8 protein-coding genes are annotated in these 15,085 nt (G+C 59.3%); 3 read left to right on the plus strand and 5 right to left on the minus strand.

Annotated features, from left to right (window positions below; genetic code table 11):
* Positions 1 to 62: 62 nt before the first annotated feature.
* Both ACT3UA_RS16195 and ftsY read right to left on the minus strand, forming a co-directional pair.
* A complete protein-coding gene (locus tag ACT3UA_RS16195; RefSeq protein ID WP_444617365.1) occupies positions 63 to 2,201 on the minus strand; it encodes an acyltransferase family protein in 2,139 nt (712 codons plus the stop codon).
* Between the two features lie 534 nt (positions 2,202 to 2,735).
* Positions 2,736 to 3,926 (minus strand): signal recognition particle-docking protein FtsY, encoded by a 1,191-nt coding sequence (gene ftsY, locus ACT3UA_RS16200; protein ID WP_105554597.1) that lies wholly within the window; start codon positions 3,924 to 3,926, stop codon positions 2,736 to 2,738.
* 186 nt (positions 3,927 to 4,112) lie between these two features.
* On the opposite strand from ftsY, the gene ACT3UA_RS16205 reads away from it, so the two are divergent.
* Entirely contained in the window at positions 4,113 to 5,366 is a 1,254-nt protein-coding gene (locus tag ACT3UA_RS16205) for an MFS transporter (RefSeq protein WP_444617367.1), read from the plus strand.
* 107 nt (positions 5,367 to 5,473) lie between these two features.
* Entirely contained in the window at positions 5,474 to 7,657 is a 2,184-nt protein-coding gene (locus ACT3UA_RS16210; protein WP_444617369.1) for a cell wall-binding repeat-containing protein, read from the plus strand.
* Between the two features lie 38 nt (positions 7,658 to 7,695).
* Here ACT3UA_RS16210 and ACT3UA_RS16215 read toward each other — a convergent pair whose 3' ends face one another.
* Entirely contained in the window at positions 7,696 to 9,051 is a 1,356-nt protein-coding gene (locus ACT3UA_RS16215) for a glycosyltransferase family 2 protein (protein WP_444617371.1), read from the minus strand.
* A 154-nt stretch (positions 9,052 to 9,205) separates the two neighbouring features.
* Positions 9,206 to 12,778: a chromosome segregation protein SMC gene (smc, locus tag ACT3UA_RS16220; RefSeq protein WP_444617373.1), complete on the minus strand. Its 3,573-nt coding sequence runs from the start codon at positions 12,776 to 12,778 to the stop codon at positions 9,206 to 9,208.
* A 150-nt stretch (positions 12,779 to 12,928) separates the two neighbouring features.
* Here smc and ACT3UA_RS16225 point away from each other — a divergent pair, with 150 nt between their 5' ends.
* Complete coding sequence (locus ACT3UA_RS16225; protein ID WP_444617375.1) at positions 12,929 to 13,762, plus strand: serine hydrolase domain-containing protein; 834 nt, start codon at positions 12,929 to 12,931, stop codon at positions 13,760 to 13,762.
* Here the strand turns inward: ACT3UA_RS16225 and ACT3UA_RS16230 are convergent.
* Positions 13,755 to 14,672 carry a hypothetical protein gene (locus tag ACT3UA_RS16230; RefSeq protein ID WP_444617377.1) on the minus strand — a complete coding sequence of 306 codons (918 nt, stop codon included), beginning with the start codon at positions 14,670 to 14,672 and terminating at the stop codon, positions 13,755 to 13,757. The genes ACT3UA_RS16225 and ACT3UA_RS16230 overlap by 8 nt on opposite strands.
* Between the last annotated feature and the right edge of the window lie 413 nt (positions 14,673 to 15,085).

Consider the following 15,085-nt stretch of genomic DNA (forward strand, 5'->3'; position numbering starts at 1 on the left):
TGCCCCACAGCTTTATTCGATTGCTTGCCGCCGAACCGCACTGGCAAGGCCTTGGATTGGGTTTACCCTTGGGAGGAGGCGAACAGCTTGTCGTTGTCGAGCGCCGATTTCAGTCGGGCATCCAGTGGTTTGGCCAGGTGCGCGGCCATGGTCTGCGACAGATGCGAGTGATCCCAAAAGGCGATCACCCCGCCAACCACACCGTGGCACCTCTCCTCCCGGCAGAATTTGTCATTCATGCTCAGCGAGACGATATTCGGATCTTGCAGGGAATTCACCGCGTCAACCTGTGGATCCATGGGAATCCACTCTTCGGCCGCACCGCTGCATTCGCCCAGGCGCTGCTCATTTTCGGCCACGCAATCGGGCAGGTTATCCATGGTGCTTCCGGGGAATGGGGTATCGCGGATGACCGCGACCTGTGCGCCGGTATCTTCCCAATCGCGCAGGGTCTTTTCGAATGCTCTTTTCGCTGGCTCTGCGGACCCTTGAAGATCTTGCCCGAGCACCGGCAACGACTGCCGGCTCGATGAGATGACCAAGTCGTAGTCCTCTTTCTCGATCTCGCCGGTAACCCACCCGGCGTACTCGGTGCAGCCATCGATGGAAGCCTGCTCGTCATAGTCCTGCGGCTCGCCCATCACGGCGCAGCGGCTGATCAGGTAGGTGTCTAGCGCCCAACCGCGTTTTTCTGCAATGGACTTCACTGCGGGGACCCACTGTCCGGCATGCGAGTTGCCGACGAGAGCAACCTTAATTTTCCCTTCACCAAAGCTGCACACGGGACGCTCGGCGTAGTTGTCCCCTTGGCCGGCAAAGCAGTCGTCCTTGTAGATATCGGGCTTGTCCTCCTTGGCCATAATGGGGGCCGGAGCCAATTGCTGATATCTGTCCGGAATGCCCTTTTTCGCCACACAATCATCCGTCAGCCCGTTGGACGCAAAGCAATCGACACCGACTTGGGCGCTAACCCGCTTGACGGACGCGGAGATGTCCTTGGACTCCTCCATGATGGCGCCGCTCATCGAATAGAACGCGCCGGCGGCCAAGGCCAAGGTCGCGGAGCCCGCAAGCAAGAAGCGCGGGGCGCTGAATCGCTTCGATACCTCAATGAACTTGCGGAAGCGGACTTCCACGAGCTTCTGCGTGAGTACCGACAGCACCAAGGTCAGAGCCAGCGCTCCGAGCTGGGCCGCGATTCCAAAGTCCGCCACCACGTAGGGGGCAAGGATCAGGATCGGCCAGTGCCATAGGTAGATGGCGTAGGAATTATCGCCGAAGAACCCCATGAAGCGGTTTGCCAGCAACTTGTTCGGAGACCACTTGTGTGTCGAATGAGCCAGCAGCAGCAAAGCGGTACCAAGGACGGGAAGGAGTGCAATGTATCCGGGGAATGGCATCTCGCCGTCGAAGCTCAGCGCACTGAACACGATGGCCGCTAGCCCCACCCAGGTGGCCAGCAAGCTCAGCACATTGTTTTTTGCGGCATAGGCGCGCTTGCCCAAGGCAGCGACCAACGCGCCGGCGGCAAATTCCCAGGCACGGGTGAAGGTCGAGAAATAGGCGGTGCCCGCATCAGTGGCCGTAGCGTACATGGAATACCCCAGCGACAAGGCGAAGATCAGGCCCACGCCGGCTAACGCAACGTTGCGCCGATTCCAGCCGAAGCGCACGGCTGCCATGATCAGCGCGCCAATGAGAATCGGCCACACCAGATAGAACTGCTCTTCGCCCGAGAGGGACCAGAAGTGTTGGAAGGGGCTTGGAGAATCCGCCTCGGCGAGGTAGTCGACCTTGGAGGTCGCCAGATACCAGTTCTGGAAATAGAAGGTGGCCGCGATGGCCTGGAATCCCCAGTCCTGCCAGAGGGTGATCGGCGCCAGCAGCCAAACTCCGAGCAGGGCGCTGAGGATCACCAGAAATGAGGCGGGAAGCAGGCGCTTGACGCGGCGCATCCAGAATTGCGCCACATCCTTGATGTTCTGCGGTGGACGTTTGATCAGGTGGGTGGTGATCAAGAATCCGGAGATCACGAAGAAGACGTCGACCCCGACAAATCCGCCGGGCAGGGCGGTGGGCCAGAAGTGGTAGAGCACCACGATTCCCACCGCGATAGCACGCAGTCCTTGGATATCCCCACGGAAAACCGCCGGTGTGGATTGTGGCGCGGACGCGACAGTCTTGGTTTGCTGCAGGCTCACGTGCGGCGGGATCCTTTGTCCGGGGATAGGTTCACAAGGCAAGGCGGGCATGCACGGCTTGCCAACGGAGAAACGGCCTCGAATACTCGAGGCCTGCTTTTCATGTCTATCGATCTAAGCTGAACAAAGACTGAACAGTTACCTCATCTTAGCTTGGCGCTGAGGTTGCTTGGCCTGCATCTATATATAAACTTCCCTACCCACCGTTGCATTCACGGCAATTGGTGTCCCGATGCATCGATCGCATTGTGACCCAACGCTCAGGAAACTTCGGTATTGGCAGGCACAGGGAATCGGCGGCGCGCGAGCGCGCTTGGCGCCGTGGGCATCCGTTGCTTGCTAAACGCGCATCGGAATCACGCAGCCCTTCTCCCCGGCCCGCGGATCGGTGGCCTTCGCTCGCGGAATCACCAAGCGCCGAGGCGGTACCACGAGGTCTGCGTTCTGCTGAAGGATCCCACGCCGGTAAATGCAAAAGGCACCTGGCGCTGTACCGAAGTACAGGGCCAGGTGCCTTTTGCCGACGTTCGAAGATTAGTCTTCGAGCAATGCGTCCACGAATGCTTCTGGATCAAAGGGCGCCAGATCATCCGGGCCCTCACCCAGACCCACGAGCTTCACCGGAACACCGAGCTGACGCTGGATGGCCACGACGATGCCACCCTTGGCGGTGCCGTCAAGCTTGGTCAGCACGATGCCGTTGACGTTGACGACCTCGGAGAACACCTTGGCCTGGGCCAAGCCGTTCTGACCGGTAGTGGCGTCCAGGACGAGCAGCACCTCATCGATGGTTGCCTTCTTTTCGACCACGCGCTTGATCTTGCCAAGTTCGTCCATCAGGCCAACCTTGTTCTGCAGGCGCCCGGCGGTGTCGATCATGACGATGTCGACTTCCTGGTCGATGCCGGCCGAGACCGCTTCGAAGGCTACGGATGCCGGATCCGCCCCGTCGATCTCCGAACGCACGGTAGGCACGCCCACCCGGTCACCCCAGGTAGCCAGCTGCTCTGCGGCTGCGGCACGGAAGGTATCCGCCGCTCCGAGCAGAACGTCCTTGTCCTCGGCAACCAGCACGCGGGCGAGCTTGCCGATGGTGGTCGTCTTGCCGACACCGTTGACGCCAACCACCATGATGATGCTTGGACGGTCCGGATGCGGGGCAGGCAGGTAGCTGCGGTCCAGAGAGGGGTCCACCAGCTTGAGCAGCTCTTCACGGAGCATTGCCTTCACCCGCTGCGGGTCGCGGCTGCCTTCAACCTTCACTCGCTCGCGCAGGGCGTCCACGAGTTCGAGGGCTGGTTCGGTGCCGAGATCCGCCAGCAACAGGGTCTCTTCAATCTCTTCCCAGACGTCCTCATCAATCGAGTCCTGGCTGAGCAGGGCCAGCAGGCCCTTGGAGAACATGTTGTTCGACTTGGTCAGGCGAGCGCGCAAGCGCGCCAGACGTCCCTGCACCGGCTCCGGAACATCCAGTGCCGGGGCGGCGGGAGCCGCCGGCTCAACGGGAGGTTCTTCGGTCAGTACTGCGCCAGCTGGGCTCTGCCCCTCTGCCGGGGTATCGCCTGGCTCGGCTGAGGACGCGCTGGTTGGCGTATCGTCTGCGTCGCGCTCGGAAGTGTACGGAGTCTTGGGCTTGCGCCCCTTGGCCACGAACGCGATGACACCAATGGCCACCACGGCGATGACCGCGACAATGATAATGGTAAATAATAGCTGATCGGTCACGAGTGAAATTCTCTCACAGTCTTGCCAAGCCGATGCGATTAGGACCCGCACGAGTCTTCGGTCACCAGTTGGACGCCGGCTCGCCAAGACGGCATAGACTTGCTGTGGCCTTACCGCCAGCAGTTTTCATTGTCCTCAAGAAAGGTCTCGCCACGCTGTCGTGATGACAGTTTGGAACCGGTCACCATGCCACGTCTACGATCGTCTAAGCCACGTCCGCCAATCCCCCGTGAAATCGGGATCCTCTTGGTCGCAGCCTTCATCATTGCTCTGGGCTTTGGGCTCATTGCACCGATCTTGCCGCAGTATGCGGTGAGCTTTGATGTCGGCGCAGCCGCCGCCAGCGTGATCGTCAGCATCTTTGCCTTTACCCGGCTGATCTTCGCACCGGTCGCGGGCGTGCTGGTGGGCAAGCTGGGCGAACCACGCATCTATGTCACCGGCGTCCTGCTGGTTGCGGTCTCCACGCTGCTGTGCGCGGTAGTCCAGGATTACACGCAGCTGCTGATAGCCCGTGGGCTCGGCGGCTTCGGCTCCACCATGTTCACCATCTCGGCCATGGCGCTCATTGCCCGGCTGGCACCGCAGGAATCGCGCGGCCGGATCTCCGGCATGTACGCCGGTTCTTTCTTGCTCGGCAACGTCATTGGCCCGGTGCTGGGCAGTCTCTTGGCCCCTTTTGGCATGCGCATCCCCTTCGTCATCTACGGCACCGCCCTGGTGATCGCCGCGGCCGTCGTCTATTTTGCCCTGGGCCGCCGGCGTGATCTGGACAAGGATCCGGCCAGGAACGGCGCCGCCTCGGCGGTCGAAGTGGTCACCACCCGCGAAGCATTGAGCTCTCCGGCCTACCGGGCTGCCCTGGCCTCGGGCTTCAGCTATGGATGGCTGGCTTTTGGCATTCGCACCAGCATGATTCCGCTGTTCGCGCTGGCGGTCTTCGGCGAGGACCTCGGCCCGAAGGTCGCCGGCATCTCGCTTGCCTTCTTTGCCGTCGGCAACGGAATCGCTCTGACCTTCTCGGGCAAGCTCACTGATCGTATCGGACGAAAAATCCCGATCCTGGTCGGTATGACGGTGCTGCTCGGCTCCATTGTGGCCATGGGCTACTTCACCTCGCTGGCCGGGTTCATCATCCTTTCGGTCTTGGCCGGTTTTGGCGGCGGCATCTTGGGCCCAGCCCAGCAGGCGGCCGTGGCAGATGTCATTGGCTCGGGACGCAACGGCGGCAAGGCACTGGCCGGATTCCAGATGTTCACGGACCTCGGAGCCATTATCGGCCCGCTGATCGCCGGGGCCATGGCGGACGCCATCAGCTACCAGGTGGCGTTGAGCGCCTCGGGAGCCGCTTGCCTCATCGGCGTGGTCGCGTGGCTGCTGGTTCCCAAAACCATTCGCCCGGTGGCCGTCGACACGGAGAACGCAACCCAAGGCAAATAACTGATGTTTCCCGTAGCCGCACGCGGAACAGGGCGACTTTTGTTTGCCGATTTTATAGACTGGGGGGAATCACCGCTTACGCACTCGCATTCCCTACAGGAGTCTTTATGCCTGAACACCGTTGGGCAGGCTCACGCCTGCTTGCATTATCCCTGGGGGCGGCACTGGTTTTGCCGCTGGCCGCCACAGCACCAGCCGTGGCTCAACCTGCCGCAGAAACCGCCCCTGCCGTATCGCCCTCCCCCACGCCCTCCCCCACGCCCTCGCCCTCGCCGAGCGTCTCCGCTAAGCCGACGAGCACCGAACCTTCGGCGCCAGCTAGCACCCCGAGCCTTGCCGGGTCCGCGGCCAAGGCCATCGAAGACGGTTTGGCCAAAAGCACCGAACTTTCGGCCGAGGAACGTATTTCGCTGGCTGATCTTGCCCTGGATAGCCTCGGCGAAGATTTCATCGACGCGAGGATGGGCCAGGGCCAGAAGCGTATCGATGAGTCCGGGGATCCAACCGCTCCGACGCTGGCAGAGCTCGCCGACCTAGCGCAAGAGGTCGCCGACGAAACCGGGCAGAAGGAAGAGCTGGACCTCGCGGTGCCGGGGTCGCTCGAAGAGTTGCGCACCTGGCGCCCGCCGGGAACGTTGGGAATCGATGTCTCCCACCACCAAGGGACCGTCGACTGGACGCAGGCCTATAAGAATGGTGCGCGCTTCGGCTACATCAAGGCCACCCAGTCATGGCCTTCCTCCCTCTTCAAAGATCCAAAGTTCAATGCGAACTATGCCGCTTCGCGAAACGCAGGAGTCATCCGCGGCGCCTACCACTTCGCCATGCCGGCCCACTCTTCGGGCGCAGCCCAAGCCAAGGAGTTCCTGGCCAATGGTGGCGGATGGTCTGCCGACGGCAAGACCATGCCTCCATTGCTGGACATCGAGTGGAATCCATACTCGGCCAAGGCCTACCCGCAGGGCAAGGGCGATATGTGCTACGGCATGACTCCGGCCCAGACGGTGAACTGGATCAAGAGCTTTGGCAGCACCATCAAGGCGAGCACCGGACGCCTGCCGATGATCTACACCGCCCAGTCCTGGTGGGATAAATGCACCGGCGATTCCGAGGCCTTCAAGTCCTGGCCGCTGCACGTCTCAGTGTTCCCGACTTCAGATACCTCGACCAAGAATCCACGCGAACTTCCCGAAGGATGGAAGACCTTCAACGTATGGCAGTATTCGTCAAACTCAAACCTTATTGGTAATTCAAAGAATGTTGATGCCAATGTGTGGAACGGCAACCTGACTTCGCTGAAGGATTTCGCGAAGAATACGCGCAGCACCCCATACAAAATGGTGACCTCTTACTTGGGCGATATGGACGTCTGGCCAACCCGGCTGGATCCCGTACGACTTTACGGACAGCGTTGGTTTGATACTCCGGTGGCGATTTCCAAGCGCACCTTCCCTTCTTCGGCTTCCACCGTGGTGATCACCTCCGGTGAACGCTTCCCCGACGCCCTTGCCGGATCGCCCCTTGCCTCGTTGAAAAATGCGCCGCTGCTCTTGACGCAGAAGAATTCTTTGCCCTCTTCAGTGGCCGCCGAGCTGAAGCGGCTGAAGCCAAAGAACATCATTGTCTTGGGCGGTCCGATTGCCATCAGCGACAGTACCGTCAAGAAGATTAAAGCCTATGGCCCAGTGACCCGAATATGGGGCAACAATCTCTACGACACCAGCGCCCTGATTTCCAAGAATTGGAAGACTTCGAACCAGGTGTTCCTGGCAACCGGCGAGCGATTCGAAGACGCAATGTCGCTGGCAGCCGTAGCTTCCGGACGCGAGGCTCCGATGCTGCTGACCAAGAAGGCCGCGGTTCCGGCGGCAACCATTCGCGAGCTCAAGCGCCTGAAGCCAACTCGCGTGTATCTGGCCGGCGGACCGCTCGCCATTTCCGCGAAGGCCGAACGCCAGGTACGCAATGCGGTTCCCAACGCGAAGGTGATTCGCTATGAGGGGGCCACGCGCTATGACACCAGTGCGCTGATTGCCAAGACCTTCTGGCCCAAGGGTTCACAGCGTCAGTTTGTGGCCACGGCCGACGATTTCCGTGACGGGCTCACCGGCGCCGTGATTGCTTCTTACAATGATGCGCCCTTGTTGCTGACCAAGAAGAGCTGCATGCCGTCTTCGGTGGCCGGCGCCATGCGGTCCATGAAGGGCTGGACCAATGTCTTGCTCGGCGGCCCGGTGGTGCTGGACGAGACCGTGGCCTATAAGAAAAATGGCCAGCAGAATATCTGCTGACCATTCTAGCTAGGCAGGACCGAGAGGCCCGGCGGGCGTTAGCCCCGCTGGGCCTTTCGTGTATCCACGCTCAAATAGCCGTAGGCGGTGCGGTAGACCCGAACACCGGCGTGGACCACCTCTCCGGATTCCTTCGGGAGGGTGATCCGGCGGCGGTCCTGCTCGGAGTAGTGGACCAGTGCATTGCCCAAGCGCGGGATCTGCGCGATCAACTCGTGGTGCGCGAACTTTGCGATGTACGTGTGAGAATCGGCGGCCACTAGTTCGGCTTGCACGGAGTTCTTCGACTCGCGGTCTTCGAATAGCAGGGCCTTGGGTACCGGGGCTCCGGCCGGTGAGGTCATAACGACCTCCAGAGTCGAATCGGCGGCGCGGATCTTCTCCACCACCGGGTTGGCGGCGGCCTCGATTTCGCCGGTGGCCAGGCGTTCCAGGGCTGCCAGGTCTCCGCGGGCAATGAGCTCGACCTTGACCAGCCGGGCAGGATTGAACACCGCCTCGCGGTCGGTGGCAATAAACTCGTCGAGGTATTTCCGGTGATGATCCACCCAGGCCTGGCGTGCCTCGGGCGTGTATTTCATGAAGCGCCGCCCTTCGTAGAAGGACAGAGCCTTGCGGGTGAATAGTCCTGCCAGCAGGCGCCGGGTATAGGCCGCATCCTGCTGGGTGTGGTTGCGTACGGTCCGGGCAATGTGGCTGAGCGAAGCGACGTAGCCGGCCGGGTCGATTTTCCCTACGCTGATATTCTGCCCATCGGAGCGCAGCCGAATCTCGTAGTAGTCGTAGTCGGCGAGGATGCTGATGCGTTCGGCCGCTACGTAGGCCTGCACCATTGCCATGCCGTCTTCCAGGCGCACCTTGTCTTCGCGGAAACGTATCTGGTGCTGCTCGATGAGCTGGCGGCGAATCATCTTTTGCGGGGACAAAGAGGCCAGCACGAATTCGAGGGAGACCTCCGGACGCGTCTTGGCGAAGAATCCTTGTTGGACGCGGCGCCCGCCGATTCCGACCATCCGCGGTATGAGGATGTCGAGGTCATGGGTGGTGGCGTAGCTGGTCATCCGCCGCAGAGATTCGGAGCCCAGACGGTCATCGGCGTCGCAGAAGAATACGTAGTCGCCCCGGGCATGGTCGATGCCGACGTTTCGCGGCTTGCCGGGCCAGCCGCTGTTTTCCTGATGGATGATTCGGAAGTTGGCGTTCCGCTTGGCGTAGATATCAAGAATTTCATCACCGAAGTCCGTAGATCCATCGTTCACTGCGATGACTTCGAACTTCTCGGCCGCCAGATCCTGGGTCTCCAGTGAATTCAGCAGCTCCGTGAGATAGGGCATCGAATTGTAGACCGGGATGATCACGCTGATCAGCGGCGCCGTGCCGGGTTCTGGTTCCACGCCAGCGTTTTTCGAACCGGGCGCAGCCGTAGGAACAACGGATTTATCCCGTTTACGATTACTGAACAATGCCATGGAACACCCGCATAATCATTTGTCACTGAATTCGACCAGATGGCCTATGGCCAGTATATCGACAGACGTGAAATAGATGCTAAACGGCCTGGGACCGGGCCATCTTCTGGCTGATCACCGTGGAGACTCCGTCACCGCGCATGGTCACCCCGTAGAGCGCGTCGGCAACTTCCATGGTCTTCTTCTGGTGCGTAATGACAATGAGCTGGGAAGCTTCCCGGAGCTCCTCGAAGACGGTGATCAGGCGCCCCAGATTCACGTCATCAAGTGCGGCCTCAACCTCGTCCATCACATAGAAAGGCGAGGGGCGCGCCTTGAAGATCGCCACCAGCAGCGCGACGGCGGTCAGTGAGCGTTCGCCGCCGGAGAGCAGGGAGAGCCGCTTGATCTTCTTGCCCGCGGGGCGCGCCTCGACCTCGATACCGGTGGTGAGCATGTTCTCCGGGTCGGTGAGCACCAGCTGGCCCTCTCCCCCGGGGAAAAGGCGCTCGAAGATTCTTTTGAACTGAATCGCGGTGTCGTTATAGGCCTCGGTGAAGACGCGTTCCACATGTGCGTCTACATCCTTGATGATCTGCTGCAGATCGATTCGCGACTTCTTCAGATCCTCCAACTGTCCGCTGAGGAATTTATGCCGCTCTTCAAGGGCCGCAAATTCCTCCAGCGCCAGCGGGTTGACCTTGCCCAGGGCCGCGAGGTCCCGCACGGCCTTTTTCAGCCGCTTTTCCTGCTCCGCCCGGTCAAAGGGCTTGGTCCCCATCAGATTGCCTTCTTCATCCACGTTTTGGCGAAGCTCGGCCCATTTGTCATCGGGATCCGCTTCTTCGGGAATCAGCTGGTCCGGGCCGAAGTTGGCGATCAGGTGATCCGGGGAGAGTCCCAGATCTTCCAAGGACTTGCTCTCCAGGGCCTCGATGCGCATGCGCAGTTCGGCGCGCGCCATTTCGTCGCGGTGCACCGCATCGGAAAGACGTGCGAGTTCCGCGGTCAATTGCTCGGCCTCGGCCCGCTGGCTGGAGAGCAGCTGGTCCAGCTCATGCTGCTTGCCGGTCAGCTCTTCACGTTCCTGGGCCGCCAGGCCCACCGAAACCTCGATGAACTGCAAGACGCGTTCGGCGGCTTGTGCCACGCGTTGCGCATTGGCCGCTTGCGCCCGGCGTTCCTCGGCACGGCGGGCGGCCACCTCACGGTGGGTACGTTCGGCTGCGGCGGTCCGGCGCAGACCTTCCACGCGCGAGCGCAGGGCGCTGACGCGTTCCTCGCTGCTGCGCAGGGCAAGGCGAGCTTCCAGTTCGCGCTGGCGGGCCGAGGAGGCGGCATCTGCCAAGGCTGCCCGCCCGGCATCATCTACGGCGTCTTCCTCTTGGTCTTCGGAAGCCATCTCCATGCGTTCGGTGATCTCTTCCAAGGACTCTTGCTCGAGTTCAAGCTTTTCCCGGGTCGCCAGAACTCGCTCGTGCAAGGTGCCCTTATCGGTGCGCGCGGTGCGAAGCTTCTGCCCCAGCTTGGCCAGGTAGCTGGAAATCTCATCGATGCTGGCATCCGACTCGGCCAGCGCACCTTGCGCGTCCTCGTAAGCCAGTTGCGCCTCGGAGAGCACCGGGGCCCGGGCTGCAAGGCTGGCTTCGCAGCCTTCCAGCTCACGCTGTGCGGTGGCCAGTTCGGAGGCCGTCTGCTCCACCAGGGCCTGTTGGGCAATGAGTGATGCTCCGGCCGAGTCCCCCACGGAGCTTCGCAACGCGGAGACCGTGGTGCCTTCCAGGGTGGTGAACTGAGCGCGTGGGTCGATATGCAGAAGTGCTGCGGCTTCGATGAGATCCTCCACGACAAAGTGGTGCGCAAACAGCGCGTCCAGGAGATTGCCGATCTCCGGTCCCGCAGCGACGACGTCCCGGGCGGCAATCGCGGCAGACACTGGTGCCTGCGTACTTATATGAGTTGCCGAGGCATGGACAAAGCTCGCATGCGTGGCTTCGTCCGAGCCGATCGCCTCAAGCAGTTGCAGCGCCGACTCTTGATCCCGGGCGACCAAGGATTCTGCCGAGTCGCGCAGGATTGCAGAAATTGCCTGCTCATATCCGGGAGTGACCGAAATAAGCTCGCCGAGGCGGCCCAAGATCGCCTCCGGCGCCTGCTGGATGATTCTTTCGGAATGATCGTCGCGTTTGGTGTTGAGCTGCAACGCATCAAGGCGAGCCTTCAGTCCGGAGATCTGGACCGAGAGTTCGCGTTCCTGCGTGGCGGCTTCGGATTGTGCGCTGGTGTGCAGGGAGTATTCCTTTTCCGCACGGTCGAATTCGTCGTTCAACGCGGATTCCCTGGCCAGGCGATGCTCTAGTTCCACCGAAAGCTCGGCGTGCGACTTCGCGTCCGCGTCGAGATCCGCGTCAAAGGAGCGCAGCCCGTCTTCCAGGCGCGCAATCTCCGCCCGCGTGACATCCACCCGGCTGCGCGCCGAGGCGACCTGGGACGCCAGGCGCGACATGCCTTCGCGGCGGTCGGCGGCCGCGCGCAGCAGCGCGGCCATCCGCTGTTGTTCGGCCCGCGATTGCTCCTCGGCCAATTCCTTGGCTTCGATTGCCTCGGCCAGGATTTCATGCCGGTCTTCAACCGATTCCTCGAGCTCTGCCAGCTCTTCGGCTAGGCGCTCCGCTTGGGATTCCAGCCGGTCCGGGTCGCGGCTCGAATCGAAGTGCGACTGGTTGCCTTCCAACAGCTTCCCGCGTTCTCGCGCCAAGGCGGCCAGGGAACGGAATCGCTCGGACTGGGTAGTCAGTGCCACCCATGAATCGTTGATCAGGCCGAGCCGTGGCGCCAGTAGTTCCATTTCGCCGGCCAGCTTGGCCACATGCTTCTTCACATGTTCCAGCTTGTGGTTGGTTTCTTGCTGGCGAGCTTGGATCTTGGTCTCGTCATCAATGTCCTGAGCCAACTTGTTATTCAGCGAGACCAGGTCATCGGCGAGAAGCCTGGCTTTGGCATCACGCACATCGAGCTGCACGCTCTGCGCGCGGCGCGCAATTTTTGCTTGGCGTCCCAGCGGCGCCAGCTGCCGGCGCACCTCCGAATTCAGATCCTCAAGACGGTCCAGGTTGCCCTGCATGCCCTGGAGCTTGCGGAGGGTTTTCTCCTTGCGCCTGCGGTGCTTGAGCACGCCCGCGGCTTCTTCGATGAATCCGCGGCGGTCCTCCGCCGTGGCGTGCAAAATTCTATCCAGCTGGCCCTGGCCGACAATGACGTGCATTTCACGGCCCAGGCCGGAATCTGAGAGCAGTTCTTGGATATCCAGCAGTCTGCACGAAGATCCATTGATGGCATATTCGGATCCGCCGGCGCGAAAGAGGGTTCGCGAAATGGTCACTTCCGCATAATCGATGGGAAGCTTGCCGTCAGCGTTGTCAATCGTCAGCGACACATGGGCGCGGCCCAAGGGGGCACGACCGGAGGTGCCTGCGAAGATGACGTCTTCCATCTTGCCGCCACGCAGGGTCTTGGCGCCTTGCTCCCCCATCACCCAAGCCAGCGCATCCACCACATTGGACTTGCCTGATCCGTTGGGGCCGACCACGGCGGTGACGCCCGGCTCGAATTCAAAGGTGGTTGCCGAGGCAAAAGACTTGAATCCGCGAACGGTGAGAGTCTTCAAATGCACGGCGTAAAGTTCCTATGTTTGGCGTTGTGTCGCTATGGTTGGCTAGGGGAATCCATCCAATCCTTGCTCGTAATTCTAGCGAAGCGATGCCTCGATTGGGTGTTTCCCGCTCGCTTTCACGAGAACGAATATTGAGGGATTGATCAAATCATGAGCGTCTTAGCCGAGATCGAACAATGGCCGGTAGATCACGCGGTATCGGTCGTGCTCAACGGAAACGGTGCGATATCCGCCCAGCACGGCGACGTTCAGCGCGTTTATCCATTAGCCTCCGTGACGAAACTTCTGAGCACCTATGCGTTCCTCATCGCTCTGGAAGAAGAAGCGATGACCTTGGAAGATCCAGCGGGCCCGGAAGGTTCCACAGTTCGCCATCTGCTGGCGCACACAGCCGGCTACGACTTCGACTCGACCACCATACGTTTCGCCGTGGGAACTAAACGAGGCTATTCGAACACCGGGTTTGAAGTGCTGGCGGAGCATTTGGAACGGGAAACTGGCATGCGCATGAGCGACTACGCTAGAGAAGCCGTGTTCGCGCCACTTGGAATGAGCAACACCGAGATAGCCGGAAGTTGTGCCAAGGACGGCAAGTCGACCGCGTCCGACCTTGCATTGTTCGCAGCAGAATTGCTCAATCCAACGTTGCTGGCACTTCAGACCATGGCCGATGCGACCAGCGTCCAATTCGAAAATCTGGCCGGCATCCTGCCCGGATATGGAAGGCAGAATCCGAATGATTGGGGCTTGGGCTTCGAAATCCGCTCCACCAAAAATCCGCACTGGACCGGCCCTAGCCACCCGGCGACGACCTTTGGCCACTTCGGGCAATCCGGCACATTCCTGTGGGTTGATCCCGAAAATCGGCTTGCTTGCGTGACTTTAACAGATAAACCATTCGGGCAATGGGCCGTGGATATTTGGTCAAAATACAACGAACAGATACTAAAATGCCCTAAAAGAGAAATTCTCGAAATCAACTAAAAGAAATATCATCAACCCTTTTCGAAGGATCCATTAACTGAGATATAGTTTTTTTAATCAAAACCTCAGATGGCGGCGCATGCCCCTCTGCGAATTGCTCAACGTAGATCAGAATATTTTTACCAATGTAATTTTTTCCTTCGCGCAAAGGAGACTTGGATAATTTGCTCCACAAAGGAGTTAAATGCTTAGAAAGATGCCAATCTTCGGTATTTTGTAAATATACAAACCTTTTAGAATCTGAACTCGACCCTTTAGTTATCAAAGAGGTCGTGCAATGCAAGTCAGTCCGACTGCGGCAAAATGATTTCCAATCGCTTCTCAATAACGATGCGTGGGAGAAATTAAAAATACTGCGTAAGTATTTCTTAACTATTGTTTCGTCATATTCATAAATATCAGTTTGTGGATTCCAGACCAGAACACTTGAGTCCCCATCAAAAGAGGCACTAGCCGCCAGCGCCGCGAACCCTCCGCCTGACCCACCCACGAAAAGAAGTTCACGACCCAACAATCGACTCAGAATTTCAAATAACGCCGCTAGATTTTGGGTTAAGTTATCGCTAGACCCTCCCGTGTACCATGCGAGGTTAATTTCATTGTTATTATCGACGCTAGGGTCAGAGATAGAAATTAACGGCAGACCTCCTCGCTTACAGAGTCCTATTCCTGAAAAAAACGGACCCGACTTTGTAGAACGCTTAGAGATTGCGGCGTTAAAAAAGATAGGCTGCACTGCACTGCCAGTCGAGGAAACACTGTCATTTACGTAAATATCAAGAGCTGGCTGTGTCGGCCCGAACGCTATCGAGTGGATCCCTTCTTGCTGATTCCACCCTTTTTCAAAATGATTTAAATCATCCCAAGTGTAGTGATGACAATTCCACTGGCTATAATTCTTATTCAACATAAACCTTAAAATATAAAGTGTCCAAAACTATAATTCCACATAGATAAATTGGAGCCAAATGCAGACCTATACCTTTCGCTAGCTTCATTGATAATAGCATTTCAATCAAACGGTAAGGGTTGACCAACGATCCCGCGTCCATAGTCCACTAAGGCAGATCAGTACCAGCCTTGCATTTTCTGTTTGGAACCCGCGCTAGAGTCTTAGCGTATCGGCTTCAAGCAACTACATCCAAGACCGTCAAAAGAAGCCTGTCTGGGGTCAACATCTCCGGCTATAGTGGACAGGTCTTGGCGAAGGAGTCTTTGTGGGAATTCGGCGAGAACCGGCTTTGACCGTCACCTTTATCATAGCCTAGGTGGCTGCCGAGCTCTGGTTTCAGTACGCGTTCAACTTGTTTCGTGCCAAAGCCT

The organism is Glutamicibacter sp. 363 (genome assembly GCF_052379505.1).
Lineage (GTDB): Bacteria > Actinomycetota > Actinomycetes > Actinomycetales > Micrococcaceae > Glutamicibacter.

Bases quoted from the DNA above. Each gene is read 5' to 3' on its own strand.
- ACT3UA_RS16230 (WP_444617377.1), bottom strand. From the start codon at position 14,672: ATGTTGAATAAGAATTATAGCCAGTGGAATTGTCATCACTACACTTGG.
- ACT3UA_RS16225 (WP_444617375.1), top strand. From the start codon at position 12,929: ATGAGCGTCTTAGCCGAGATCGAACAATGGCCGGTAGATCACGCGGTA.
- ACT3UA_RS16210 (WP_444617369.1), top strand. From the start codon at position 5,474: ATGCCTGAACACCGTTGGGCAGGCTCACGCCTGCTTGCATTATCCCTG.
- ACT3UA_RS16205 (WP_444617367.1), top strand. From the start codon at position 4,113: ATGCCACGTCTACGATCGTCTAAGCCACGTCCGCCAATCCCCCGTGAA.